Annotated in this window: 19 protein-coding genes; 14 read left to right on the top strand and 5 right to left on the bottom strand. The window is 63.3% G+C overall.

The window, feature by feature from the left end:
- Window positions 1-29 precede the first annotated feature (29 nt).
- The 4 genes from ACWBU6_RS17075 to ACWBU6_RS17060 form a co-directional block, all read right to left on the bottom strand.
- Window positions 30-1076 (bottom strand): non-reducing end alpha-L-arabinofuranosidase family hydrolase, encoded by a 1047-nt coding sequence (locus tag ACWBU6_RS17075; RefSeq protein ID WP_452644611.1) that lies wholly within the window; start codon window positions 1074-1076, stop codon window positions 30-32.
- A gap of 106 nt (window positions 1077-1182) precedes the next feature.
- Window positions 1183-1764: a hypothetical protein gene (locus ACWBU6_RS17070; protein WP_452644610.1), complete on the bottom strand. Its 582-nt coding sequence runs from the start codon at window positions 1762-1764 to the stop codon at window positions 1183-1185.
- A gap of 29 nt (window positions 1765-1793) precedes the next feature.
- Window positions 1794-4151, bottom strand: a complete 2358-nt coding sequence (locus tag ACWBU6_RS17065) for a WD40/YVTN/BNR-like repeat-containing protein (protein WP_452644609.1) — start codon at window positions 4149-4151, stop codon at window positions 1794-1796.
- 153 nt (window positions 4152-4304) lie between these two features.
- A complete protein-coding gene (locus ACWBU6_RS17060; protein WP_452644608.1) occupies window positions 4305-5843 on the bottom strand; it encodes an alpha-L-fucosidase in 1539 nt (512 codons plus the stop codon).
- 195 nt (window positions 5844-6038) lie between these two features.
- Here ACWBU6_RS17060 and ACWBU6_RS17055 point away from each other — a divergent pair, with 195 nt between their 5' ends.
- Genes ACWBU6_RS17055 through ACWBU6_RS17035 form a run of 5 tightly spaced genes read left to right on the top strand, consistent with a single transcriptional unit; the run spans window position 6039 to window position 15053 of the window.
- The gene (locus tag ACWBU6_RS17055) at window positions 6039-8018 is read left to right on the top strand and encodes a sialate O-acetylesterase (protein ID WP_452644607.1); all 1980 of its coding nucleotides are present in this window, start codon (window positions 6039-6041) and stop codon (window positions 8016-8018) included.
- A complete protein-coding gene (locus tag ACWBU6_RS17050) occupies window positions 8015-8746 on the top strand; it encodes a polysaccharide deacetylase family protein (protein ID WP_452644606.1) in 732 nt (243 codons plus the stop codon). The genes ACWBU6_RS17055 and ACWBU6_RS17050 overlap by 4 nt, the downstream gene beginning before the upstream one ends.
- Before the next feature lie 36 nt (window positions 8747-8782).
- Window positions 8783-10687: a glycoside hydrolase family 97 N-terminal domain-containing protein gene (locus ACWBU6_RS17045; protein WP_452644605.1), complete on the top strand. Its 1905-nt coding sequence runs from the start codon at window positions 8783-8785 to the stop codon at window positions 10685-10687.
- A 12-nt stretch (window positions 10688-10699) separates the two neighbouring features.
- Window positions 10700-13660 (top strand): TIM-barrel domain-containing protein, encoded by a 2961-nt coding sequence (locus ACWBU6_RS17040; RefSeq protein WP_452644604.1) that lies wholly within the window; start codon window positions 10700-10702, stop codon window positions 13658-13660.
- A gap of 31 nt (window positions 13661-13691) precedes the next feature.
- On the top strand, window positions 13692-15053 hold the full coding sequence (locus ACWBU6_RS17035; protein ID WP_452644603.1) for a glycoside hydrolase family 27 protein: 1362 nt from the start codon (window positions 13692-13694) through the stop codon (window positions 15051-15053).
- Between the two features lie 13 nt (window positions 15054-15066).
- Here ACWBU6_RS17035 and ACWBU6_RS17030 read toward each other — a convergent pair whose 3' ends face one another.
- Window positions 15067-16206, bottom strand: coding sequence for an SLC13 family permease (locus ACWBU6_RS17030; RefSeq protein WP_452644602.1), 1140 nt, complete (start codon window positions 16204-16206; stop codon window positions 15067-15069).
- 138 nt (window positions 16207-16344) lie between these two features.
- On the opposite strand from ACWBU6_RS17030, the gene ACWBU6_RS17025 reads away from it, so the two are divergent.
- The 9 genes from ACWBU6_RS17025 (at window position 16345) to ACWBU6_RS16985 (ending at window position 25734) form a co-directional block, all read left to right on the top strand.
- Window positions 16345-17715 carry an alpha-L-fucosidase gene (locus ACWBU6_RS17025; protein ID WP_452644601.1) on the top strand — a complete coding sequence of 457 codons (1371 nt, stop codon included), beginning with the start codon at window positions 16345-16347 and terminating at the stop codon, window positions 17713-17715.
- Between the two features lie 130 nt (window positions 17716-17845).
- Window positions 17846-18175 (top strand): L-rhamnose mutarotase, encoded by a 330-nt coding sequence (locus ACWBU6_RS17020; protein ID WP_452644600.1) that lies wholly within the window; start codon window positions 17846-17848, stop codon window positions 18173-18175.
- Between the two features lie 13 nt (window positions 18176-18188).
- Window positions 18189-18524 (top strand): UxaA family hydrolase, encoded by a 336-nt coding sequence (locus ACWBU6_RS17015; protein ID WP_452644599.1) that lies wholly within the window; start codon window positions 18189-18191, stop codon window positions 18522-18524.
- 11 nt (window positions 18525-18535) lie between these two features.
- Window positions 18536-19741: a UxaA family hydrolase gene (locus ACWBU6_RS17010; RefSeq protein ID WP_452644598.1), complete on the top strand. Its 1206-nt coding sequence runs from the start codon at window positions 18536-18538 to the stop codon at window positions 19739-19741.
- A 1-nt stretch (window position 19742) separates the two neighbouring features.
- Window positions 19743-20762: an aldo/keto reductase gene (locus ACWBU6_RS17005; RefSeq protein WP_452644597.1), complete on the top strand. Its 1020-nt coding sequence runs from the start codon at window positions 19743-19745 to the stop codon at window positions 20760-20762.
- Between the two features lie 39 nt (window positions 20763-20801).
- Window positions 20802-21668, top strand: a complete 867-nt coding sequence (locus ACWBU6_RS17000) for a fumarylacetoacetate hydrolase family protein (RefSeq protein WP_452644596.1) — start codon at window positions 20802-20804, stop codon at window positions 21666-21668.
- A 76-nt stretch (window positions 21669-21744) separates the two neighbouring features.
- Window positions 21745-23037 carry an L-fucose:H+ symporter permease gene (gene fucP / locus ACWBU6_RS16995; RefSeq protein WP_452644595.1) on the top strand — a complete coding sequence of 431 codons (1293 nt, stop codon included), beginning with the start codon at window positions 21745-21747 and terminating at the stop codon, window positions 23035-23037.
- Window positions 23030-23794 (top strand): SDR family NAD(P)-dependent oxidoreductase, encoded by a 765-nt coding sequence (locus tag ACWBU6_RS16990; RefSeq protein WP_452644594.1) that lies wholly within the window; start codon window positions 23030-23032, stop codon window positions 23792-23794. The genes fucP and ACWBU6_RS16990 overlap by 8 nt, the downstream gene beginning before the upstream one ends.
- A gap of 8 nt (window positions 23795-23802) precedes the next feature.
- On the top strand, window positions 23803-25734 hold the full coding sequence (locus ACWBU6_RS16985; RefSeq protein WP_452644593.1) for a glycoside hydrolase family 97 catalytic domain-containing protein: 1932 nt from the start codon (window positions 23803-23805) through the stop codon (window positions 25732-25734).

Raw genomic sequence — 25734 nt, 5'->3', positions numbered from 1 at the left:
CATCGGCATGCGTTTGAATGCGGAGCGGGCTAGCGGCAAAGCGCGCTCACCGGATTCTCACCCTTCGCCGTGATCAGGCCAAGGCGGTACGGAATCTTGATGTAGTCGTTCACGCGCACTGCCGGGTCGTTGCCCTGGAACAGGTATTCGAGCGGCCGGCAGGGATCGATCGTCATGGTCTGATCGGCGTTTGTTCTCACCATTTCGCCATGGGAAATACCTTCCGACCAGATCTTTTCGACGTTGGCGTGGTTGGCGAAAGCATTCATTGGTGCGGCAGAGAATGGCTCCCATTTTCCGTCCAGGCCGTCGCTTTTCCAGATCCGGAAGTAGCGCCCCTCCGGAGAGATTGCCTCCACAAGGGTGACATAAGTCCGTGTGTTGGCAATCCGGTAGGTATTGCTCGCCTCGAACAGGTCTTCTCTTCTTTCGTTCATCACGGCGACCGTGTTATGGAAGCCATGCGGGAACCGGCCGATAGCGGTTTCGGATCGCAGCAGGCGGCCATGGTCATCGGTACTGAACAGATAGCATTTCTGATCATCGCAGATCACCCAGAAATCGAGCCAGCCCTTGCCCAGCGGTGGTTTGACGATGTCGGGAACGGCGGGAAAGAACGGCTTCGGTGCACTCCACGATGCCGGATCGCCGATGTCCTTTGACGTTGAATAGAGCGGATCGGCGCCCTGGTAGACGAGGTACCATGTTTTTTGCGGGGCGAAATAGAATACTTGCGGCGCTGCGCGATAGCCCGGTCCCATTGGGGATTTGTCAAGCGGGACAATTTTCGCGGACGATGCTTCAGACCACTTTTCGAAGCTGGTGTACGCGAGCCCCCATCCTGAAGATCCGGCGGTCGTCATGAAAACGTGGTACCTGTTGTTCACATGGACAATCGAAGGGTCTTTTACCGCATAGATGGTCTGGCCCGGATCCGGTTGGGGTGAAATAAGCGGTGCGCTTGAAGTCCAGCTGAAGGTCGCCTGCTGCAGCGAGCTGGCTTGTTTTGCGGTGCCGCTGCACGCTGCCAGGACGGCCACCATGGCGCCGCCGAGAATGCATTTTCCTGCTTTCATGGATTTTCCTTGTTTCGTAGTCCGGCCGTGTTATGGCGGGCAGTTCCCGCAGCCGGGGACGCGCGCCTTTGCCGGCGGAGGGAAGCGCGCCGGCAAAGGCGATGCATCAGCTGCGGCGGCGCACCAGTCCCGCGGCGGCCATGCCGCCCAGGATCAGTGCAAGCGTACCTGGCAGCGGCACGGCGCTTGCGGCCTCTGCTACCTTGATGTTGTCGATCTGATTGAAGGCGCCCGAGCTCAGTCGGAGTTCTGTAATGCCGTTCAGCGCCGTGGTCCAGGTACCTGCGTCCTGGATGGCGCCGCGCAGGCTGCCGTCGGCCCACACCTGGCTCGCCTCGACCAGGTAATCGAAGCTGATCAGGTTAAACACTCCGCCGCCAACGCGGGTCAGCGTCACGAAAGTGTCCGATCCGTTATCCAGGCCGTCATGCCAGTTGTAAGTCAGCGGCTCGAACGTCCCGGTGCCTATGTTTGCCGCGCCGGGGGCTGCGTTGGGCGCGTGCAGGGTTACCTGGAAGCCTGCTTCCACATAGCGCAGGTTGGGACCGTCATAGTGCATGCCCGCAGCCAGCGGAAAGCCGTCGCCGTACATGAAGCCAGTGAGGCTATCGAAATTGAGGATGGTTGCGCTGGCGCTGCCTGCCGACATGCCAAGAACGATGGCGGCGAAGAGGGTTTTGAGAGTCATGGTGTCTCCGAAATGGGTGGCGGATGCCATCAGTAGCTGAATACAACGCCGCGGCCGGCGGCGCTGGCAAACACACGCCCTGGCACGCTCTGGTCGGCGGCGAGGTTGCCGAGACCGGCGTACTGGTGTTTGTCGTCATTGATACGGCGCCAGTTGACGCCGCCGTCGTCGGAACGGTGCACGCCCCAAATGCCGTTGATCGTGCCCACGATGTAGATGGAGGACGAATATGCGGCGCCGGTGGGCGCCTTGCCCAGCGCAATCGAGGTGGCGCCGTAGACTTCGGGGTACATCCATTCCGGCTGGCTGCCCCAGACCGGCGCCGTGACCGTCAGCCTGGTCCAGTTCACGCCTGAATCGGTGGAGTGGAGGATGCTGAAGCCGTCGGTCACCCAGATATCGCCTTCCGCATTCGGATTGACTGCAAGCGACGAATGGCCAAAGTCGGCTACGCGGGCGCCTGCCGCGGCGAACGTGGCGCTTTCGGTAAAGGTGCGTCCGCCATCGGTCGAGGTCCAGAAGTGCGCGGTATCGGACCACTGGTTCCACCATGCGCCGCCCGAATTGTAGGCATATACCTTGTTCGGATTCTTGCGGTCGGCAACGACGCGGTAGCCGCGATTGATGCCGACGGCGCTCAGGGCCGGCAGGTTGGTATAGGTCCAGCTCGCACCGTTGTCGGTGGTATAGGCGGGTCTGGAATTGGACGGGGCCCAGACGATATGGCCTGGCTTCGTTACCGCGATGTTGGATTCGCCACCTGTGTTGGCTGCACCGTCCGGGTGGTTGGCCGCGAATGCGGTCCAGGTCGCTCCAGAGTCGTTGGAGTAAGCGCCGGCGACGTTCGGCGTGTTCCATACCGGAGTCCCGATCGCCGCAATATACGAGGGGCTGGACCAGGCCAGGTCGGCGCTGTTGCCATTGCCGAACCACCCGCGCGGGCCGCGTGTCGGCGTCTTCAGCAGCTCGGTCTGCACGTGCATGCCGATATCGCCCGAGCTTCGCAGCAGTGTGTAGCTGGCGCCTTTTGGCGGGGTCATCAGGGCAAGCGTGGCGGTTTCCTCGAGGCCGGTCACGTCCAGGTTCCAGCTGGGCGCGGTGGCGGACGCGTTTGTCGTGCCCCAGACGCCGCCGCCGAACACGTGCAGGATGCGGTCGGGATTGTGCGGATCGATTTCGACGTCGTCGATCCAGCCGGAAAAGTCCACGCCGGACGGGGTGTGCGGCGTCATCGAGCCGATTTCGCGCCAGCTCAGGCCGGCGTCATCGGACAACTGAACGATCGGCTGCCCTTGCCAGTTGCCCCAGGAATTTGTGACGCCCAGTGCAATGCGGGTGGTCGGACCGGAGCCGTGCACAGACACGCCACCGAGACCGAAATTCACCCACTGTTCGGTGTCGTAGCCCTTCAACAGCGTCCAGTTGCTGCCGTCGAATTTGTAAAGCCGGGCTGGACCGCCGGCGCCGGGACCCATGTCGCGGGTGAACACCATGTAGATCATACCGTCCTTGGCGCGGACCATGTGCGGAATGTGGTAGCCGCTTACGGGGGTGGCGACGCCCGCCCAGCTGGCACCGCCGTCGGACGATTTGTACAGGTTGTAAGCCAGGCCCGCCGCATCGGCATAGTCCGGCGCTACCGTGGTGTAGATGGTCTGGGTGGCAGTACCGGCGCCGCTATCCGATGTGTCGAACAGGATGCCTTCGATGCCGCCCGCAGTGCGGCCTGGCAGGGCCGGGATCTGGTCGCCGGGGTACTGGAACGATGACAGGGAAGTCACCTGCGCCCAGTGCTGGCCATAGTCGGTACTCTTCCACAGCCCGGAGGTGCGCGAGCCGTAATACAGGACGGACGACTGGTTCGGATCGACCACCAGGCGTTCCCCAATGGCGCGGCCGGGATCGTTGGAGCCGGCACGAAACGGCAGGTCGACATGCGTCCAGTTGTCGCCGCGGTCGGTGGAGATGTAGAGCCGGCCATTCCTGCCGGCCCAGCTGTACATGCCCGTGACGAGGTAAACGCGCTGGTCGTCGTTCGCGTCCAGGGCGATGCTTTCGGCGCCGTTGAAGAACTCTTCCCTGATCCCGAAACCATCGGTAATCGGAATCCATGCGGACGTTGCCGCATCCCAGCGATAGCTGCCGCCCATGTCGGTGCGCGCGTACAGGACGTTCGGGCTGGCAGGGTGGTAGACCAGGCCGGTTACATAACCGCTGCCACCGTACTTCACATTCATCCAGCGGCTGCCTGCTGCCGTGCCGGAAGCGCCGCTGCTGGTGACGGTGGCGGCGAAGGAAGGCGACTGGGCGGTGGAACTGCTGTCGCCACCGCAGCCTGCCACCAGGCCGGCCACGAGGCAGGCAAGGGCGAGGGTTTGCTTCTTCATCCTTTATCTCCAAGAAAATTGCTGAACCGCGATTGTTGGGATGCCGGACCGGCTGGACCGGCTCCACCAGACTAGGCGGAAGCCGGACGCTTTTCTCGCATTGGTGTTTGCAAAAGCTGGAACGTGCAGGAAATTGAAAAGATTTACACAGGATTAGAAGCTGACCCGGAAGCTGGAGGCCATTTGCGACGGCAAGCTGGCGGGCACCTGGATCGTCAATGCCTCATCGGTCTGCTGCCAGCGCAGCGGCGTTGTGCTGCCAAGCAGGGTTACCGCTTTCACGGCGCGTGGCTCCAGGCCCGCTTTCCGGCCCAGCGACTCGATGCGCACAGTCGTGGCTGGCGAACCGAGCGTGATGGCGTAAACCGCGCCGGCCTTGGTGGTGAAGCGGATATCCTGTGGCGTGTAGGCGGTATCCTCCTTGAAGTGGCCGGACGCTGCCTTGGTTGGTCCCTCGCCAAAGGTCTTCCAGGGACGGGTGCCGTATATCGCCTCGCCGTTGACCGCCATCCATTCCGCCATCTCGCGCAGGAAGCGCATCGGTTCGGGCGGCAAGCTGCCGTCAGGGTACTGCACCACGTTCAGCAGCAGGTTACCGTTCTTGCTGACGATGTCGGCCAGCATGTGCACCACCTCACTGGTGGTCTTGTATTTGTAGCCTTCGCTGTAGAACCAGTCGCCGATGGAAGTGTCGGTTTGCCACGGCAGGGGATTGATGCGATCCATGACGCCGCGTTCCACATCCTGCACGCCCGCTTCGCGGATGAACTCACCGGAGCCGATTTCCTTGTGGTTGTAGACCGCCTCGAGCTTGCCGCCGTGGCTGGCGATGCTGGCGTTGTAGAAGTTGGCCACCAGGGTACGGCCCACCGTACCGAAAGGAATGCCGCCGTCCGTATAGAGGAGGTCGGGCTGGTAGCGGGTTACAAGGTCGGTGATGCGGTTGAACCACTCCTGTTGGAAGCGTGCGTCGGTGGTGTACCAGGTGCTGGCGCCGCGGTAAGGCTGGTTGTGGGCGCGATGGTACAGCGAGGCGTATTTGGGATCGGCGCCGTCATAGTCGACGCCCAACATGGGCCAGGCCTGGTCGTAGCCATGGCTGGGTGCGAACCAGCCGTAGCTGGCGCCCAGGTGTTCGGACACGCCGAAGCGCAGACCGGCCTTGAGGGCGGCCTTCCTCCAGTCCCCGACAATGTCACGCTTCGGGCCCGTTTTTACCGCGTTCCACTCATGGTGGCGCGAGTCCCACAGGTCGAAATTGTCGTGGTGGACGCCCATGCTGACGAAGTAGCGCGCACCGGCCTTTTTGTACAGGGACATCAGCGCTTCGGGATCGAACTTCTCGGCCTTCCACAAGGGGATGATGTCCTTGTAGCCTGATTTCGATGGGTGGCCGTAGTGCTCCAGGTGGTGCTTGTATTGCCCTGTTCCGTAAATGTACATATTGCGCGCATACCAGTCGCCGGCGCGCGGCACGGATTGCGGACCCCAATGCGACCAGATTCCGAACTTGGCGTCCCGGAACCAGTCGGGCGCCTGGTAATTCTTGAGCGTGGCGGCGTCCGCACGGAAAGGGCCGGGAACAGTGTTCAACTGTAGCGGCGAATCCTCGGCCTGGACTGCCTGGATCGGCATGCACAGGGTAAGCAATGGGGCGGCAAACGCAAGGAGCGTGGTGCGGCGATTGGGCATGGGTGGTCTCCGTAGACTGTGAACTTCGATTGGCGGAGACAGGTTAATTACATTCGATTACCCGGGCAAGCGCTGAAGGCCATTTTGACCGGAAGTGCGAAATATCGTTGGGCCGCTTGTTAACTTTCGCAATTGCCATCGCTTTGCCACCGCTCGCACAATGAGGTTGATCCATCCAGTGGGCAGACCCTAAGAATGATTTCGCCAACAGACAAACTCGGACAGCTTACGCTGCTTGGAGCGGCCGGAGCGATTGCATTTGCCGCAGGCGTGCCGCTGGCCGCCGCTGCGCAGGTCCCGGCATTTGCCGCGATCTTCGGCGACCATGCTGTGCTACAACGCGGCCAGCCGATTGCAACGTGGGGCAAAGCGCCACCGGCCGCCAAAGTGCGCGTCACGCTTGGCGGCGAGACGGTACACGCCACAGCCGATAGCAGCGGCAAGTGGCGCGCCGAGCTGCCGGCCATGGCGGCGGGAGGCCCCTACGTCTTGAGCGCCACGGCGAACGGCAGTACAACCACCCTGAATGACATCCTGGTCGGCGACGTCTTCCTGTGTGGAGGACAGTCGAATATGGAGCTGCCGATGGCCATTGCCACCAACGCGCCAATGGATGTCGCGTACTCCGCCAACCCGCAGATCCGTTTCACCAATATCGTGCGCGAGAGCTCGCCGGTGCTGCATGACGATTTCAAGGCCGCGCCAAAATGGCAGGTTGCGGGTGCGCAAACCACCGGCCAGGCGTCCGCCGTCTGCTATTACATGGCCCGCACGCTGCAACGCCAGTACAAGGTTCCCGTTGGATTCGTCAACGCCAGCTGGGGCGGCAGCTCGATCCAGAGCTGGATCAGCGCTTCCTCCCTGCGCAAGCTTGGCGGCTACCGCCAGGCACTCGACGTGGTTCGGGCTTACGGAAGCGATGTGGCCGCCGGTATGCGCGCCGAGGAAGAGCGGCAGGATTCCTGGTGGGCCGGTGTCGATCCGGCCGCCCGCGCGCAACGCGCCTGGGCCCGGCCGGAATTCGATGACAGCAGCTGGCCCAGCATGGAACTGGGCGGGCGCTGGAGCGAGTCCGGCATCGAGGCCGTCCGCAAGCATCGCGGCGTGGCATGGTTCCGTACCACGGTCGAGCTGAGCGGGCAGGAGGCTGGCGCTGCGACGCAGCTCTTGCTGGGGCAGGTCGCCACCGCCGACACCACCTGGGTGAATGGCGTGCGCGTCGGCGCCAATACCAATTGGTGGGCCGGACGCGAGTACGCCGTGCCGAAAGGTGTCCTGAAAGCGGGAAGGAACGTCATCGCGGTGCGCGTTCTGGACGATGACAATGGCGGCGGGCTGGTGAGCCCGGCCGACCAGAGATTCCTGCGCACGGCGGACGGTGCAAGGATCGCCTTGCCGTCGCGCTGGAAGTACCAGATCGGCTCTGATCTGAAGGCTGCGCAGCCGCCGACGCCATGGGAAGCGCCAACCAGCGTGACCACGCTATACAACGGCATGATCGCGCCGCTGCAAGGGTATAAATTCAAACTGGTGGCGTGGTACCAGGGCGAGGCAAACGCCGGCGCCGCCAGGGAATACCGCAGCTTGCTGCCGCTGCTTTTCGAGGACTGGCGCAAGACGTTTGACCAGCCTGAGTTGCCTTTCGTGGTGGCGCAACTGACCTCATTCGGGGCGGTGGCCACCAAGCCTGGCTACTCGGCGTGGGCCGAATTGCGCGAGGCACAGTCGACCGCCGTGCGCAACGATCCCCACGCGGGACTGGCGGTGACTTTCGACTTCGGCGACCGTTCCGATATTCATCCGGCCCAGAAAGCCATCGTCGGCGCGCGGCTCGCCCGGGCCGCCCGCGCCGTCGCGTACGGCGAAAAGATTACGCCAGGCGGACCGCAACCGGTATCGGCAAATCGCAGCGGGAAGGATATCGTGATCCGGTTTACCGATACCAACGGCGGTTTGCGCACCTACTCGTCGGATACGGCAATCGGCTTTGAAGTTTGCAGCAAGGATGCCTGCAAATATGCCCGCGCGACAGCCAGCGGCGATACGATCAGGCTGCACGGCGCCGCGTCAGGGCGCGCCGGCAAGGTGCGTTATGCCTGGGCCGACGCGCCATTCGTAAACCTGTTCAGCGCTGACGACCTGCCTGCCAACGCATTCGAACTGGATGTGAAATGAGGACCACGATATTGCGTTGGACACTCTTCGCGCTTGCCGCGGCCACCGGTGGCGCCGCCTGCGCGTGCCCGCAGGAAGCACTGGGCACATCGCGCGTATTGACGCTGAAACGTGAGTACGCGGCCTACGGGACGGTGCAACACGGACCTCTTCCTTTGAAGAAAGGCGAGGTTGTCCTGACCTTTGACGATGGGCCGGCTCCGGATACGCTTGATCGCGTACTGCAGGCCCTTGAGGCGCAATGCGCGAAGGCGACCTTCTTCATGACAGGCGCCAACCTCGCCAGGTATCCGGAGCTCGGGCAGCGCGTGGCGCAAGCCGGCCATACCCCGGCCTTGCACAGTTTTGCGCATCCCCAGCTGAAGTCAATGACGGAGGCCGCGCAACTGGCCGACCTGGAACGGGGGATACTGGCCTATGCCGGGGTCTTCGGCCATGCCCCGCCGGCATACAGATTCCCTTTCCTGGAAGAGACGCCTGCCATCCTGGCTTCGCTCAAGGAGCGAAAGATCACGGTGGCGTCGGTTGACCTGGGCATCGACGACTATCACCCGAACGACATGCGCAGTAGTGCGCTGGTGGGCCGCCTGGTGCAGCGGCTGCACGCTACCGGCGGCGGCATCGTCCTCATGCACGATGCGAATGGTGCGACGGCCGAGGCGCTGCCCGCTCTCTTGGCGGCGATCCGGGACAACGGCTACAAGGTCGTGCACTTGCGCTGGGAATGACCGAATGTTTACTGCTCAATGAAGATGAGAATGAAAATGAAACTAAGTGTGTTACTGGGTTTGGGCTTGTCCAGCAGTGTGGCGCTTGCGCTGGAAAGCCCGAACAAGCGACTGGATGTATCGGTGTTCGTCAATGCGGACAAAACCCTGTCATATAGCGTCAAGCGCGACGGCCAGGCAGTGCTGCTGCCATCGCCCCTGGGATTGAAGCTGGCCGGCGCCGACTTCTCGCATGGCCTGAAGCTGGTCGACAGCTCGCCGGTCAGGTTGGTTTCCGACCAGTATGAAATGGCGGTCGGCAAGCGCCGAGAGATCCAGTACCGCGCGAATGAGCAGGTCTATTCGCTGGTCAATTCGGCCGGCAACAAGATCGACGTGGCGTTTCGCGTGTCCGACGATGGCGTGGCTTTCCGCTATATCGTCGCCGATAGCGCTATACCTACCAAGCGCTTCATCAGCGAGGCGACCGGTTTCGCCTTCGATGCGAAGACGCGCGCCTTCCTCCAGCCGATGGCGGTAGCCAAAAGCGGCTGGGGAAAGACCAATCCTTCATATGAAGAGCACTATCAGGTCGACATACCGGTTGGACGAGCGGCCCCGTTGAAATCCGGCTGGGTGTTCCCGGCACTGTTTCGCAGCGGCGACACCTGGGTGGCGCTGACGGAGGCGAACATGGACGGCGGCTTCCACGCCTCGCGCCTGGCAACCAGCTCGACAGGTGGCGTGTACCGCATCGACGGGCCGACGCCAAAGGAGAACTTCACCGGCGGCAAACTGCTGGCCGAAACCAAAGGCACCTTGACCACCCCATGGCGCGTCATCGCACTGGGCGCGCTCGATACTGTGATGAACTCCACCCTGGGCACCGACCTGGCTGCGCCGGCCGTCAGGTTCGATCCCAAGCTGGTCCAGCCCGGCCATGCATCCTGGAGCTGGCCTCTGCTCAAGGACGGCGCCACCGTTTTTGAGGTGCAGAAGAAGTTCATCGACTATGCCGTCGACATGAAATGGGACTATACGCTGGTCGACGCCGAATGGGACAAGCAGATCGGTTATGACAAGATGGCCGAACTGGCCGGCTATGGCGCAGCCAAGGGTGTGGGCTTGCTTGCCTGGTACAACTCCGCCGGCGCCTGGAATACGGCGCCGCAGACCCCACGCGACAAGCTTCTGACGCACGAAGCACGGGTGAAGGAATTTGCGCGGCTGCGCAGCATGGGCTTCAAGGGCATCAAGGTCGACTTCTTCGGCGGCGATGGCGTTTCGATGATCAAGTATTACGTGGACATCCTGAACGATGCCGCCGATGCGGGCCTGCTGGTGAATTTCCATGGCGCCACGCTGCCGCGCGGCCTGGAACGGACCTACCCGAACCTGATGACGGCCGAAGCCATCCGCGGTTTCGAGTTTACAACCTTCGACCAGAAGGACCACGATGTTGTGCCAGGCCATGCGGTGAATGCTGCCATGATCCGCAACCTGTTCGACCCGATGGACTACACACCAATGGTGTTCGGCGAGATGGGCCAGATCAAGCGCATCACCCGCAACGGTTTCGAGTTGGCGCAGTCGGTACTGTTCCTGTCGGGCATTCAGCACTTTGCCGAGGTTCCGGAAGGGATGGCGACAGTGCCGGAGTATGTACGCGGTTTCTTGCGCGAGCTGCCGCGCCGCTGGGACGACAGCCGCTTCCTCGCGGGCTATCCGGGTTCGCACGTCGTCGTGGCGCGCAAGGCCGGCAGCAGCTGGTATGTGGCGGGTATCAATGCCGACCAGGGCGAGCGCACCATTGAGCTGGACTTGTCCTTCATCGGAGGCCGAAAGGGCGTCATGATCACCGATGGTGCCGGGCAGCGCGAGTTCAGCCAGAAGGATCTGGCATCGGGCAAGGCGCGCGTGACAATCAAGCCGCGCGGCGGCTTTGTCGCGGTATTTCGCTGATCGTTGAGCTTCATGAGACATTTACCTAAGACCGTGCTCGCCACGACGCTGGCCGCAGCTGCCTTGTGGGCTGTGCCGGTCCAGGCCTGCCCGCAGCCGTCGTGCGCCAAGGCCGCCGGGGCCTCTTCCAAAGGCCTGGACAAGAACGGTCACTTGCTGGCGGTGCCCCTGGCAATGCGCAAGGGCTTCGGTTACGTACGCCTGCAGCACGGTGTGCAGTTCCGCGCCGGCGGCGTTACCAAGAACGTGATCTTCTATGGTCCCGACACGGTGCGCATCAACGCCAACCTTGGCGAAAACCACTGGACCAGCCCGAGTATCGTCGTGCTCGGCAAGCCGGCCAGCGTGGCGTTCGAACTGGAGGAGGGGGCCGAGACGCTCACTATCCGGAGCGCCAGGCTGCGCATCGCCATCGACCGCAAGACGGGTAGCTTAAGTTTCATGGATGGGGCCGGCCGCCTGTACACACGCGAGGCCGACCAGCCTCAGTCGGTCAAGGCAGTCGAGATTTCAGGCGCGCCGTCCTATGAAGTGGAGAACCGCTTCACGCTCAAGCCGGACGAGGCGATTTTCGGCTTCGGCTACACCGACAGCGACGCCATCAACCGGCGCAAGCAGGACCTGCTGCTGGTGCAGACCAACCTGGGCATCATCATTCCCGTCATGATGTCGTCCGAGCGCTACGGCATTCTGTGGGATACCTATTCGAAGATGCGTTTCCAGGATGGAGCGCAGGGCGCCAGGCTGTGGGCCGAGAGCGCACCTGGCGGTGTTGACTACTACTTCATGGGCGGACGTTCAATGGACGCTGTGGTGGGCGCGTACCGCCGCCTGACCGGCGCAGCCCCCATGTATCCAAAGCAGGCCTTTGGGCTGTTCATGAGCAAGGAGCGCTACCCCACCCAGGGCCGTCTCGTTGAGGTGGCGCAAACCTTCCGCAAGGAGCGTTTCCCGCTTGATTACATCGTGCAGGACTGGCAGTACTGGGGCAGCGACAAGGATGGCAGCTGGAGCGGCATGATCTGGGATCCGGTGCGCTTTCCCGATCCGGCCGGCATGGCGGACAGCCTGCACAAGCTCAGGCTGAAGCTGATGGTCTCGATCTGGCCCTCGGTGGGCAACGACACTGCGCTGGGCAGGGAGCTGGACCAGTATGGCCTGCGCTTCGAGCCGCTACACTGGATCTCGCAAAAGGCTCGCGTCTACGATGCCTATAGCCCGCAAGGGCGCCAGATCTACTTCAAACACGCGAAGTCCGGCTTGTTCGACAAGGGCGTGGATGCGCTGTGGATGGATGGCACCGAGGTGGAAGTCGGTACCGCGGCCTGGGACGCAGCCAGGAACGAAGCCGACATCAAAGGGCTGGGCAAGAACGCGCTGGGCGACTTCGCACGCTACCTCAATCCCTATACGCTGCTGACGACCCAGGGCACCTACGATGGCCAGCGCGCCACCAGCGACAAACGTGTCTTCACGCTGACCCGGTCGGCCTGGGCCGGAGCGCAGCGTACAGCTGCCGCATCGTGGTCGGGCGACATCTTCTCGAGCTGGGACACCTTGCGCAAGCAGGTGAGCGGTGGTGTCAACGTCACCATCACAGGCAACCCTTACTGGACCCAGGACACCGGCGGCTTTTTCGTCAGCCGCGATTATCCTGGTGGCGAAAAGGACCCGGCCTACCGCGAACTGTTCGCACGCTGGTTCCAGTACGGCGCCTTCAATCCGATCATGCGGGTGCATGGAACAGACATCGAGCGCGAGCCCTACATTTTCAGGACGCTCGATCCGGAAGTCTATAAATCCCTGCTCGATACGGTGCACCTGCGCTACCGCCTGCTGCCCTATATTTACGGGCTCAGCGCGAAAGTGACCAGTGAGCACTACACGCTGATGCGCGCTTTGCCGATGGACTTTGCGGAAGATAAAGCGACCTACGGCATCAACGACGCCTTCATGTTCGGGCCTTCGCTTCTGGTGCACCCGGTGACGCGGCCGATGTACCACATCCAGCCGCCGCCGCCGGCAACCATTCCGGTCGATTACCTGCGCACGCCGGACGGCCAGGCCGGCCTGGAGGGGCAATACTTCGAAGGGCGCAATTTCGAAACCCCGAAAGGAAAGGTGATCGACAAGGCCATCGACCATTCCTGGCCGGCCCCACCCCTGGCCACCATCCCGGCCGGATTGAGCCAACTGAATGACTTCTCCGCGCGCTGGAACGGCACGCTGGAGGCACCGGAGGAAGGCGAATATGAGATTGGCGTGGAGGGCGACGATGGCTATCGCCTGTCCCTCGACGGTGCTGTGGTGCTGCAGCGATGGGAGAACGGCGGCAAGCGGCTCGCCAGTACGCGCCAGGCGCTGCGCAAGGGCCAGCGCGTCAAGCTGGCGCTCGAGTATTTCCAGGCGACTTCGGAACGCAGCCTGCGCCTGGCCTGGCGCACCCCAAGTGCTATCCGGGCACTGGCCGAAACCAGGCCGGCGACTGACGTCAGCTTGCGTACCTACCTGCCAAAGGGAACTGCCTGGTACGACTTCTGGACCAACCAGCGTCACGAGGGAGGACAAACCGTGGTGCGCGACGTACCGCTGGACATCGTTCCGCTCTATGTACGCGCCGGGGCCATCCTGCCGATGGGTCCGGTTGTACAGTACGCTACCGAGCAGCCCGATGCGCCGTACGAGATCCGCATTTACCCGGGCGCCGACGGCAGCTTTACCTTGTACGAAGACGACAACGAGACCTATGCCTACGAAAAGGGTCAGTCCGCCCGGGTCCAGCTTGGCTGGAACGACAAGGCGAGGACCCTGACCATTGCCGCCCGCAAGGGCAGCTTTCCGGGCATGGTGAAGGGCCGTACCCTGAACCTGGTGCTGGTCGACCAGGCCAATGGCAAGGGTATCGCCATGGCGCAAGCTTCAAGAACTGTGCGCTATGACGGCAAAGCCATGACCGTGCAGTTCGAGCAATGACACCCCTTCACTTATTCCTGAGCCTGATCCCATGACTAACCTTCCTCGCCGCCGACTCCTCACTTCATCCGTGGCCACGGCCGCCACCCTCGCGCTGCCCGGCGCGGCGTTGGCCGCGACCCCAAAAACTGCCAGCCGCACGACACTGGCGCCTACCCCGCCGATGGGCTGGAACAGCTGGAATTCTTTCGCTACCACTATCAGCGAGGGCCAGGCGCTGGAAAATGCCCGCATCATGGCGCAGAAGCTGCTGCCGTCGGGCTACGACATCTTCACGGTCGACATCCAGTGGTACGAGCCGAATGCCACCGGCTACGAGTACCGCAAGGATGCCGAACTGACGATGGATGAATATGGCCGCCTGCTGCCGGCGCCGAACCGCTTCCCGTCGGCCGCCCAGGGCGGTGGATTCAAAGGCCTGGCTGACCAGATTCATCGCATGGGGATGAAATTCGGCATACACGTCATGCGCGGCATCCCGCGCCAGGCGGTACGGATGAATACCCCGGTGCTGGACACCAGCGTGCGGGCGCAGGATATTGCGGATACCGGCTCCATTTGCGCCTGGAATGGCGACATGTACGGCATCGACATGCGCAAGCCTGGCGCGCAGGAATACTACAATTCGATCTTCAGGCTGTATGCGTCCTGGGGCGTCGACTTCGTCAAGATGGACGACCTGGCACGCCCGTACGACAAGAACTGGCGCGAGATCGAAGCCGCTCACAAAGCCATCCAGCTTTCCGGGCGGGCGATGACGCTCAGCATCTCGCCCGGCGAAACGGATCTTAAATGGGCCAACCACGTGCCGCACTATGCGCAGATGTGGCGCATCTCGGACGATTTCTGGGATGAATGGAAGCTGCTGAAGGAACAATTCGAGCGCCTGGAAAACTGGAATCCCTTCATGGCGGCAAACTCCTGGCCCGATGCCGACATGCTGCCGCTAGGCCGGCTTGCAATGGGATCGCGGGACACGAAATTCACGCCGGACGAGCAACAGACCCTGATGACGCTGTGGAGCATCGCCCGTTCGCCGCTCATCATGGGAGGCGACCTGCGGCGCCTCGATGCCGGCACGCTCGCCCTGTTGACCAACCCGGAAGTGCTGGCGGTGAACCAGAAGAGCCATCGGAACAGGCCGCACCGCGCCGATCCTGGCACGCGCATCTGGAGTGCGCAGAGCGCCCGTGCCAAAGACATCCATTACCTGGCGCTGTTCAACACCGAGGATGCGCCGGCGCAGATTGAGTTCGACCTGTCCCGCCTTAACCTCGGCAACAGGACCGTAAGCGTGCGTGACCTGTGGCGCCGCCAGGACCTCGCGCCGGCCAATGGCGCGATCCGCCAGCCGCTGGCGCCGCATGCTTCAGCGCTGCTGCGCATCGTATAGTGGCCGAGGCGCGTTAGGCCAGGAGCGCCCAGGCAATCAGCCCCGACAAAACGAGGAAGGGGAAGGAATACAGGTGGAAGCGTAGCCATAAATGACGCTCGGGAGCCATGCGCAGCGCGATGATGTTGGCCAGCGAGCCGATCGCGAGGCCAAAACCGCCGGCATTGACGCCGTATGCGATGACCTTGTAGTCCGTGGAAAACTGGACCAGCAGGATCGTCGCCGGAACGTTGCTGATGACCTGGGACCCGAGCAGGGCGGACATAAACAGTTCAAGCTGCGAGAAATGCGGGATCGCTGCGACGCCGCGCTGGATAAAGTCCATCTGCGACAGCAGGCGGATGTCGATGAACATCAGGATGAATACGGCGATCAGGCTCCAGTCGACCTTCGCAACGATCTCCCTGCACAGCAGCAGGACCGCGATGGCTACGCCAAGCAGGCCCCAACCGGGCTGTCCCAGTTCGACCGCCGCCAGGAAGGCGAGGTAGAGCAGGCCGCAAGTCCTGAGCAGTCCGACCCGATAGCCGGCGGGATCGTCCTTCAGCTCCGCATGAATGGTCTTTTGCGGGAAGCAGAACCAGGTCGCAAGCAGAAGCACGGCAAAGACTGCCAGCGCGAGCGGCGCCATCTGCCAGGTGAAGTCGGCAAAGGACAGGCGCGAGTGCTGCCACAGCAGGATGTTCTGGGGATTGCCGATAGGTGTCAACAAGGAGCCAGCGTTCACGGCCAGTGCCTCGAAGATGACCAGCCTGCCAATCGGCAAGCCGCCGATGCCGGAAAGGCTGACGGTCAGGGGCACCACGATGAAGAGCGCAATGTCGTTGGTCAGTACGGTCGATAGCACCGTTGACGCCGACACCAGGAAGATCGCCAGCACACGTTCCTGTTGCAGGCGGTTGATGATGAGCCGTCCGAGGTGTTCCAGGTAGCCACTGGCTTCGATGCCGGTGGTTAGCAACAGCATCCCGGCAAGTGTCGCGATGGTATGCCAATCCACCCATCCCCGATATTCGGCCAATGGGTGCGGCGACAGGATCGACAGCACGATGGCGGCGATCAGCAGCACATGCATCAGGCGGTCGCGCAGGAACGGCCTGCTGATCTGGCGGAAGAAGGACGATGCGGGAACTGGATTGGTGGTCTCTGGCATGGCCGACATGATATCAGGCGGCGGGTGATCGCAGGCACCGTGCGGTGTGAATTTTCGTTCACGCCATTGGTGACTTTCGCAATTGCCACTTTGGCTGGGACGCTTGCACAATTGTCTATCTTCCAACGAAGGATGGCTATGATTCCCGTTCACCAGCGCTTGACCGCATTGGCAATTCGGTTGCTCTTGGCAGCGTCGATTTCCGTTCCCGCAATTGCCCCGGCAGCGCCTGACAATCCGCCGGGGCAGGCCGGCCAGGCTTCCCGGATCGACTGGTGGCGGCAGGCCCGATTTGGCATGTTCATCCACTGGGGCCTGTACGCGATACCGGGGCGAGGGGAATGGGTGCAATGGAACGAGCGGATTCCAGTGGCCGAATACGCCAGGTTGGCCGAGCAGTTCCGTCCAGCCAGCTTCAATCCGGACGAATGGGCTCAACTGGCAAAATCTGCCGGCATGAAGTACACGGTGCTGACTGCGCGCCACCACGATGGCTTCGCCATGTTCGATGATGGCGACAACCCGTTTTCGAGCGTCAACACTGCCGCGCGCCGCGATTTCGTGGCCGATTATGTCAAGGCGGTGCGGAAGGCCGGGCTTGGCGTCGGCTTGTACTATTCGCCGCTCGACTGGCGCTACCCCGGGTTCTTCTTCCCGGACCTGCAGCGTGACAGTGCCGAGGCGATGCGCAGCCAGTATCACCGCCAGATGGAACGGCTGCTGAGCAATTATGGAAAGATCGACGTGTTGTGGTTCGATGGCGGCGAAGCGGACTGGCTCAATTTCGGGGGCGACTGGGCTGGCGCGGAGTGGGGCGTGGGCTGGAAAAAACGGCCTGCCGGACAGCGCTACTCCGGCGGCTTCAGCTGGCAACCGGAACAAGTCTACACGAAGCTGCGGCAGCTGCAGCCTGATGTCCTGGTCAACGGCCGTGCCGACATGCCGGAAGACTTCCATTCGCGCGAGGGCGACGGTGCGCTCGGCGATTACGATGACCGTCATCCATGGGAGCTGTGCACCACCATCGCCGGCGCTTGGGGCTATCAGCCGAACATGAAACCCAAGCCATTAAAGCACTACATCCAGCTGCTGGCCAATGTGGCGGGGCGGGACGGCAACCTCCTGTTGAATGTCGGGCCCGGCCCCGATGGCCGCATCGATCCGGATCAGGCGCAACGCCTGCGCGAAATTGGCGCCTGGCTTGAAAAGTATGGACAGAGCATCTATGGCACGCGAGGCGGGCCTTTCCTGCCGGGAGAGTATGGCAGTTCCACGCGCAGCGGCAATACGATCTATCTCCATGTCCTGCGCTGGCCGGGCGAAAAGCTGGTGTTGCCGGCGATACCGGCCAAGGTGCTGCGCGCGAACGTGCTGGGAGGCGGTACCGTTGCGTTCAGCCAGTCCGCCACCGGGCTGGCAATCACGGCGCCCCCGGGGGCGCGCGATGCGATCGACACCGTGATCGCCTTGGAGCTCGATTCGCCGGCCGCCGCTATCGCGGTGCGCTGAACGCGCCCATAAGAAATATCGTTCCGTTCCCTGGTGATTTTAGCAATTGCCGCGCAGGCGCCGAAGCTTGCACAATCTTTGCAACGAGCTGCATTGGACGAAATATATGACGTACAAAGGAGGCAGTGGCATGCAACGAATGGGAATGGTGATCGGGATTGCCGCCGGCAAGGTCGCGGAGTACAAGGCGTTGCATTCTGCGGTCTGGCCGCAGGTACTGGCGACCCTGCAACAGGCCGGGGTGCGCAATTACACCATCTTCCTGCGCGAGCCGGAGAATCTCCTGTTCGGCTATTGGGAATACCATGGCGATAATTTCGAGGCCGACATGAAACTGGTTGCCGCCGATGCCGAAACGCGGCGCAGGTGGACTTTCTGCAGTCCGTGCCAGGTGCCTTTGGCCAGCCGCGCCGATGGCGAGCACTGGGCCATGATGGCCCCCGTCTTCCACATGGACTGAAAGGAGGCAGCCCATGTCGAACGCGTCAAAGCCCGCTGCGCCATTGTTGCTGATGTCACCCGAGGACAATTGCCTGATCGCGCGCACGCCGCTGGCTGCCGGCGATACCGTCGATATCGATGGTTCAGCGCTCAGGCTGCTGGAGGACATCCCGCTTGGCTATAAGGTGGCGCGCCGCCCGCTGCGCAGCGGCGACAAGGTGCTGCGCTATGGCGCCCCGATAGGCAGCGTCAGCGCGGAAGTGGCGCCAGGGGCCATGTTGCACACGCATAACCTGGCAAGCGACTACATACCCACCTATACGCTGGGGCCGGACGCCCACGCATTTATCGGAAGCGGCCATCGATGATGAGCACAATCATGCCTGCACTGACAGGTTACCCGCGCGCCGACGGCCGCAAGGGCATCCGCAATATCGTCGCCGTTGCCTATACTGTCGAATGCGCCCATCACGTGGCGCGGCTGGTGGTCAATGCGTTCCCCGGGCAGGAGGTGCACCTGATCGGCTTCCCTGGCTGCTATCCGAACGAATATGCCGATACGATGATGAAGCGCTTGGTGACTCACCCGAACGTGGGCGCTGCGCTGATCGTTTCCCTAGGCTGCGAAAGCTTCAACCGCAGCGGCCTGCAGGATGCGGCCGCCGCCGGCGGTCGGCCGGTGCATACCATTACCATCCAGCAGAACCGCGGTACGCGCAGCAGCGTGGCGGACGGCGTGGAGTGGGTGCGCTGGGCATTGGATGCGCTGGCAGGCCAGCAGCGCGTTCCCATGGCGGCAGGCGAGCTGGTGGTGGCTACCATCTGCGGCGGCTCCGACAGTACCAGCGGCATTACCGCCAATCCCGCCGTCGGCATCGCGTTCGACCGGCTGGTCGCTGCCGGCGCCGCCTGCATTTTCGAGGAAACCGGTGAACTGGTCGGCTGCGAGTTTCACATGCAGCGGCGTGCTGCCACGCCGGAGCTGGGCGAGGCCATCGTCGCCTGCGTGGACAAGGCGGCCCGCTATTACGCGGTGCTTGGTCACGGCAGTTTTGCGCCCGGCAATGCAGACGGCGGCCTGACGACGCTGGAAGAGAAGTCGCTGGGCGCTTATGCCAAGAGCGGCGCCTCGCCTATCAGCGGCATCCTCAAGCCTGGCGACCAGCCTGCGGCCGGTGGCCTGTACCTGCTGGATGTGGTGCCGGATGGCGAGGTGCGCTTTGGCTTCCCGAACATCTCCGACAACGCGGAGATCGTCGAACTGATCGCCTGCGGCGCACACCTGACCCTGTTTACCACCGGGCGCGGCTCGGTGGTCGGGTCGGCGATCTCGCCGGTGATCAAGGTCTGCGCCAACCCGGCCACCTACGAGCGCCTGGCCGAAGACATGGACGTCAATGCCGGCCGAATCCTGAGCGGCGAGGCATCGCTGCAGCAGGTCGGCAGCGAGATCGTCGAGCTGGTGGCGCGCGTGGCGAACGGCGAGCAAAGCTGCTCGGAGGCGCTGGGTCACCAGGAATTCATCCTGACCTACAAGCATTTCGAGCCGTCCGGCCCGGGATGCTTTCCTTTGAAGCAGGCTTGACATGGCTGCGCTCGCCGGAGATCCCCGCAAGCTGCAGCGCAGCGGCATCGTCCTGAGCGCCATGGGCCTGGGATGCGCCCAGCTGGGCGGGCTGTACCAGGCCATGAGTGACGGCGAGGCGCAGGCAGTGGTTGATGCGGCCTGGGAAACGGGCATCCGCTATTTCGACACTGCGCCGTACTACGGCCACACCTTGTCCGAGCGCCGCCTTGGATTGGCATTGCGTGAGCGCGAGCGTGACAGCTACGTTGTCAGTACCAAGGCGGGACGCCTGATGCTGCTCGATGCCAGTGTGCAGGCCGGTGAAAACGGTTGGGCTGAGCCCTTGCCGTTCCGGCCGCGCTTCGACTACAACTATGACGGCATCATGCGCTCGCACCAGGACAGCTTGCGGCGCCTGGGCCTGGACCGCGTCGACATACTGTATGTGCACGATATCGGCCGCGCCACGCATGGGGCCTTGCACCACCACTACTGGAAGCAACTGACGCTGGGTGGCGGCTTCAAGGCGCTGACCGAACTACGCGACGAAGGCAGCGTGCGCGCGATCGGCCTGGGCGTCAATGAATGGCGAGCGGTGGCCGATGCGATGGAGGTGTGCGATATCGATTGCGCGCTGCTGGCAGGACGCTACACCTTGCTGGAACAGGCGGCGCGGGCACCGTTGCTGGACCGTTGCGCCAGGCGCGGTGTCGGCATCGTCATCGGCGGCCCGTTCAACTCTGGCATCCTGGCCGGCACCAGGAAGTTCAACTACGCGGACGCAGCACCGGGCGTCATCCGGCGCGTCGAGGCTATCGCAGCGGTGTGCCGCGACTACGGCGTGCCGATCCAGGCTGCGGCCTTGCAGTTTCCGATGGCGCATCCCGCAGTCGTGTCATGCGTGGCGGGGGCCCACAGCCCGGAACAGTTGCGGGAGAACGCTGCCTGGTTCGCCCAGCCGCTGCCCGGCGAACTATGGCGGGAGCTGGTGCGGCGCGGCCTGCTCGACCGCGGGGCGCCGACGCCGCAGGCTGCCTGAAGCTCTGATCATTATTCTGTCCGACGTACAAGGAAGACCATGAAACTGCTGCGTTTTGGCCCCAAAGGCTACGAAAAACCCGGCCTGCTTGACACTGCCGGCATCCTGCGCGACCTGTCCGGCCTGTTGCCGGACCTGAGCCCGGACCACCTTGGCCGGGCTGCGCTGGACAAGCTGGCGTCAGTCGATCCGGCCCACTTGCCAGCGGTGGTGGGGGCGGTGCGCCTGGCGCCGGTGGTGGCCGGTATCGGCAAGATGATTTGCGTTGGCCTGAACTATTCGGACCATGCGGCCGAATCGGGCATGGACGTGCCGTCCGAACCGGTGTTGTTCACCAAGGCTACCAGCGCCATCATCGGCTGCAACGACCCGGTGGTCCTGCCGCGCGATTCCGTCAAAAGCGACTGGGAAGTCGAACTGGGCGTGGTGATCGGCAAGCGCGCCCGTTATGTGGAAGCGGAGCACGCGCTGGAGCATGTGGCTGGCTATTGCGTAGTTAACGACCTTTCCGAACGCGAATTCCAGCTCGAACGGGGCGGCCAGTGGGACAAGGGCAAAGGCTGCGATACCTTTGGCCCGGTCGGGCCCTGGCTGGTCACCGCCGACGAGGTGCCCGATCCGCAGGATCTCGACATGTGGCTGGAAGTGAACGGCAAACGCTACCAGAGCGGCAACACCCGCACCATGGTGTTTACGGTGGCACAGTTGGTCAGCTACATCAGCTGCTTCATGACGCTCAACCCTGGTGATGTCATCAGTACCGGGACACCGCCCGGCGTGGGGCTGGGCCAGAAGCCGGAGCCGGTCTACCTGCGGCCGGGTGACCGCATCGTCCTGGGCATCGAAGGCCTCGGGCAGCAGGAGCAGACAGTCCATGCCTGGGACCCGGCTTTGATCGACGCTTGAGCGCCGTCTGCCAGCAGGAGACCTTTCGCCAACCGGCAAGGCACCGCCAAGCGTGCCAACATGGAGACACCCAGCCATGACCGAAGCAAGCAGCCGGCATAGCTACGCCTTTGCCTTTGCGATGATTACCTCACTGTTTTTTATGTGGGGATTCGTCCATAACCTCGATCCGATCCTGATCCCGCACCTGCGGCGCTCCTTCAACCTGAACGTGCTGCAGTCGGCGCTGGTCGATTCGGCGGTCTTTATCGCCTACTTCGTGATGGCGCTGCCAGCGGGCATGCTGATCCGGCGTGTGGGCTACAAGTGGGCGATGATCGCCGGTTTGCTGCTGTTTGCGGTCGGGGCGCTGTTGTTCCTGCCGGCAGCCGACACCCACAGCTATGCGTTTTTCCTGGCCGCACTGTTCATTATCGCCTGCGGCCTGACGGTGCTTGAAACGGCAGCCAACCCGTATATCTCGATGCTGGGGCGGCCGGAGCGTGCCGTCCAGCGCCTGAACCTGGCGCAGTCCTTCAATGGGCTGGCGGCGACCCTGGCGCCGATTGCCGGGGCACGCTTGATCCTGGTCGATGGGGTGCCGGACGCCCAGTTGCAGGCGATGCCGGAAGCCGTGCGCCAGGCCACGCTGGCGGCGGAGGCGGCCAGCGTGAAAGGCCCGTACCTGGTGATCGCGCTGGTCATCCTTGTCATCGCCGTGATCTTCTATTTCCTGAAGATGCCTGCGCTGCAGTCCGCCCAGGCGGTGCTGCCAGGCGGCGCCCTGATGCAGGCGCTTGCCAGGCCGCGCATCCGCCGCGCGGCCGTGGCCCAGTTCTTCTATGTTGGCGCACAGGTTTGCGTGTTCAGCTTTTTCATCCTGTATGCATCGCAAGCGGCGGGACTGTCGCAGGTCGCCGCCGCCGATTACCTCGGCTGGGGTTGCGGACTGGCCTTCGTCAGCGGCCGCTTTGCCGGCACCTGCCTGATGAAATACCTTGCTTCGGCGCGGTTGTTGTTCGCCTATGCGCTGGCCTGCGCGCTGCTATCGGTCGTCGCCATGTTCGCCGCAGGCCTGATCAGCGTAGCGGCGGTGATCGGCATTGCATTCTTCATGTCGATCATGTTCCCGACCATCTTTGCGCTGGGCATCCATGATGCCGGAAGCGACACCGAAATGGGGAGCAGCCTGATCATCATGAGCATCGTAGGCGGCGCCGTGCTGCCGCTGGTGTTCGGGTATATCAGCGATACGACCGGCAATCTCCAGCACGGCTACGCCGTGCCTTTGCTGTGCTTCCTGGTGATCGCCAGGTTCGCACGGACCGCTGCACGGGAGCAGGAATCGGAGGCGGCCATTGCACCGGAAGGAGCGCTGCAGCATGTTTGAACTGAATGGGAAAAAGGCTGTCATTACCGGTGGCGGAAGCGGCATCGGACGCGCGATCGCCATGCTGTTTGCGCGCCAAGGGGCGCTCGTGCATATCGTCGACGTCAGCGGGCAGGCCGGCCGCCATGTAGCGTCGGAGATACAAGAGGCCGGCGGCTTGGCGCGTGCGCATGCCTGCGACGTGGCGCAGCAGGCGGCAGTGCAGCAGGTATTCGGCGCCATCGGGCCGATCGACATCCTGGTCAACAATGCCGGTGTCGCGCATATCGGCAAGGCCGACAACACCAGCGAGGCCGACTTTGGGAGGGTGATGGACGTCAACGTGAAAGGCGTCTACAACTGCCTGCATGCGGGCATTCCGCGCTTGCGCGACAACGGCGGCGGTGTGATCGTCAATATGGCCTCGGTGGCGGCACGGGTGGCGGTGGCTGAACGCTTTGCCTATTCCGCCGCGAAAGGGGCCGTGATGGCCATGACGCTCTCTGTGGCGAAGGACTACCTGCAGGACCGTATCCGCTGCAACTCAATCTCTCCCGGCCGCGTGCACACGCCATTCGTCGATGGTTTCCTTTCCCGCCAGTATCCGGGCAGGGAGGCCGAGATGTTCGAAAAGCTGTCGAAGACACAGCCAATCGGGCGCATGGCACAGCCGGAGGAAGTGGCGGCCCTGGCCCTTTACCTGTGCAGCGATGCCGCGGCATTCATCACCGGCAGCGACTATCCGATCGACGGCGGCTTCATCACCTTGAACTCATGAGAATATTCTTGACATCCCTTGCGGCTGCGGCCGCATTCCTGTTGTTACCGGCAGCCGGCGCCATCGCTGCGCCGGCTGCGGTTGCGTCGCCGGACGGGCAGATCGCGATCCTGGTCGACGAGGATGCGAGCCGCTTTTCCGTCTCGCGCGGCGGAAGGCCCCTGATAGCGGCCCCTCCGCTGGGTCTTGACTTCGATGGTGCGCCTGCTCTCGGGGCGTTGGAACTGGAGTCGCGCAACGACGTCAGGGTCGACCGCAAGATCGCCCTGGTTGCTACCAAGGCCTCCATGGCGCGCGACCATTACCGCGGCGCCAGCCTGGTCTTCAAGGAGCGCGCGGGCGCGGGCCGGCGCCTGCTGATCGACGTACGGGCTTATAACGATGGGGTGGCGTTCCGCTACCGCATTGAAGGGGAGCTGCCGGTCCGCCTGCGTGGCGAGCGCACTGCGTTTGTTCCGGCCGGAGACCCCGAATGCCTGGTGTCGGCTGCAGATGCGGCGCATGAAATGCCTTTTGAAAGCATGAAGGCCTCGAGGCTGTTGCCGGGTAAAGCGTACGATGTGCCGGTGGTGTGCAGCCTGCCGGACGCAGGTACAACATATGCGATTACGCAGGCTGGCCTCGCCGGCTATACCGGCGCCGCGCTGGTGGCTGATAACGGAGCGCTGCGCGTGCGCCTGTCGGCGCCACCGAAACGTCCGGCACCGGCCTATGTGTCGCATGCCGGTCTGACCACGGCCTGGCGCGTCGTCATGATCGGCAATCGGCCCGGCGACTTGATCGGCTCCCATTTGATCGGCAACTTGAACCCGCCGCCTGAGGGCGACTTCAGTTGGGTGCGGCCGGGGAAGGCAGCATGGGACTGGTGGTCGGGCCCCCTGGCCGGCATGAAGCCGGACATGGGCAGTTACAAGCGTTTCATCGATTTTGCCGCTGGCGCCGGTTTTCCATACTACCTGATCGACGCAGGCTGGGCGTCCGGGCCGGCCGGCTGCTGCGATGCCGATCCCGCAACCGACGTGACCCGCGCCGCGGATGGCATCGACATGCCTGAGCTGGTGCGCTATGCGGCCGCCAAGGGCGTCGGGCTGCTGCTCTGGGCGCACTGGGAGCACGTCGCGCCGCGGATGGACGAGGTGCTTGACACCTATGCGCGCTGGGGCATCAAGGGCATCAAGGTCGACTTCATGAACCGCGACGACCAGGACATCGTCGCCTTCTACCAGCAGATCGCCCAGGCAACGGCAAAGCGCCGCCTGCTGCTCGACCTGCATGGCGCCTACGTGCCCGCCGGGCTGCAGCGCACTTACCCGAATTTCATCACCCAGGAAGGCGTGATGGGCGCGGAATGGAACAAGATGGGCACCCGGATCACGCCACAACACAACCTGATGCTGCCGTACACCCGCATGCTGGCCGGCCCTATCGATTACACGCCGGGCGGATTCGACAACGGACAGCCGGATACCTTCACGGTGCGTGAAGTGAATCCGCAAACCCAGACTACGCGCGGCCAGGCCTTGGCCATGTACGTGGTGTACGACAGCCCGCTGCAGATGGTGTCCGGTGCGCCGGAGACTTATCGCGGCGCGGACGGGTTCGACTTCATCCGGCGCGTACCGACGGCCTGGGACGAGACGCGTTTCGTGTCCGGCACACCTGGCCGCGACATCGTGCTCGCGCGGCGCCACGGCGCCACCTGGTACCTCGGCGCGATGACAGCGCAGGATGGCAAGGCAGGCAACGTCGAACGGGTGGCACTCTCTTTCCTGCCTGCCGGACGTTACCGCGCCACGGTGTGGGAAGACGGGCCAGCCCCCAACGAACTGCGGCGTGCCGAACGGGTGGTGAACGCGGGCGAGGTGCTGCCGCTGCGGCTCGCCGCAGCCGGTGGTGCCGCCGTGATCCTGGAACCGCTTACTGCAAAAGAGGGGAAGTGA

It is taken from the genome of Pseudoduganella sp. HUAS MS19 (assembly GCF_053615455.1).
This window is presented reverse-complemented; position numbering and strand designations above follow the sequence as displayed.

Coding starts and splice junctions, on each gene's coding strand:
- ACWBU6_RS17035 (WP_452644603.1), top strand. CDS start 13,692: ATGACTAACCTTCCTCGCCGCCGACTCCTCACTTCATCCGTGGCCACG.
- ACWBU6_RS17060 (WP_452644608.1), bottom strand. CDS start 5,843: ATGCCCAATCGCCGCACCACGCTCCTTGCGTTTGCCGCCCCATTGCTT.
- ACWBU6_RS17050 (WP_452644606.1), top strand. CDS start 8,015: ATGAGGACCACGATATTGCGTTGGACACTCTTCGCGCTTGCCGCGGCC.
- ACWBU6_RS17065 (WP_452644609.1), bottom strand. CDS start 4,151: ATGAAGAAGCAAACCCTCGCCCTTGCCTGCCTCGTGGCCGGCCTGGTG.
- ACWBU6_RS17005 (WP_452644597.1), top strand. CDS start 19,743: ATGGCTGCGCTCGCCGGAGATCCCCGCAAGCTGCAGCGCAGCGGCATC.
- ACWBU6_RS17040 (WP_452644604.1), top strand. CDS start 10,700: ATGAGACATTTACCTAAGACCGTGCTCGCCACGACGCTGGCCGCAGCT.
- ACWBU6_RS17030 (WP_452644602.1), bottom strand. CDS start 16,206: ATGCCAGAGACCACCAATCCAGTTCCCGCATCGTCCTTCTTCCGCCAG.
- ACWBU6_RS17075 (WP_452644611.1), bottom strand. CDS start 1,076: ATGAAAGCAGGAAAATGCATTCTCGGCGGCGCCATGGTGGCCGTCCTG.
- fucP (WP_452644595.1), top strand. CDS start 21,745: ATGACCGAAGCAAGCAGCCGGCATAGCTACGCCTTTGCCTTTGCGATG.
- ACWBU6_RS17015 (WP_452644599.1), top strand. CDS start 18,189: ATGTCGAACGCGTCAAAGCCCGCTGCGCCATTGTTGCTGATGTCACCC.
- ACWBU6_RS17000 (WP_452644596.1), top strand. CDS start 20,802: ATGAAACTGCTGCGTTTTGGCCCCAAAGGCTACGAAAAACCCGGCCTG.
- ACWBU6_RS17045 (WP_452644605.1), top strand. CDS start 8,783: ATGAAACTAAGTGTGTTACTGGGTTTGGGCTTGTCCAGCAGTGTGGCG.
- ACWBU6_RS17070 (WP_452644610.1), bottom strand. CDS start 1,764: ATGACTCTCAAAACCCTCTTCGCCGCCATCGTTCTTGGCATGTCGGCA.
- ACWBU6_RS17055 (WP_452644607.1), top strand. CDS start 6,039: ATGATTTCGCCAACAGACAAACTCGGACAGCTTACGCTGCTTGGAGCG.
- ACWBU6_RS17025 (WP_452644601.1), top strand. CDS start 16,345: ATGATTCCCGTTCACCAGCGCTTGACCGCATTGGCAATTCGGTTGCTC.
- ACWBU6_RS17020 (WP_452644600.1), top strand. CDS start 17,846: ATGCAACGAATGGGAATGGTGATCGGGATTGCCGCCGGCAAGGTCGCG.
- ACWBU6_RS16990 (WP_452644594.1), top strand. CDS start 23,030: ATGTTTGAACTGAATGGGAAAAAGGCTGTCATTACCGGTGGCGGAAGC.
- ACWBU6_RS17010 (WP_452644598.1), top strand. CDS start 18,536: ATGCCTGCACTGACAGGTTACCCGCGCGCCGACGGCCGCAAGGGCATC.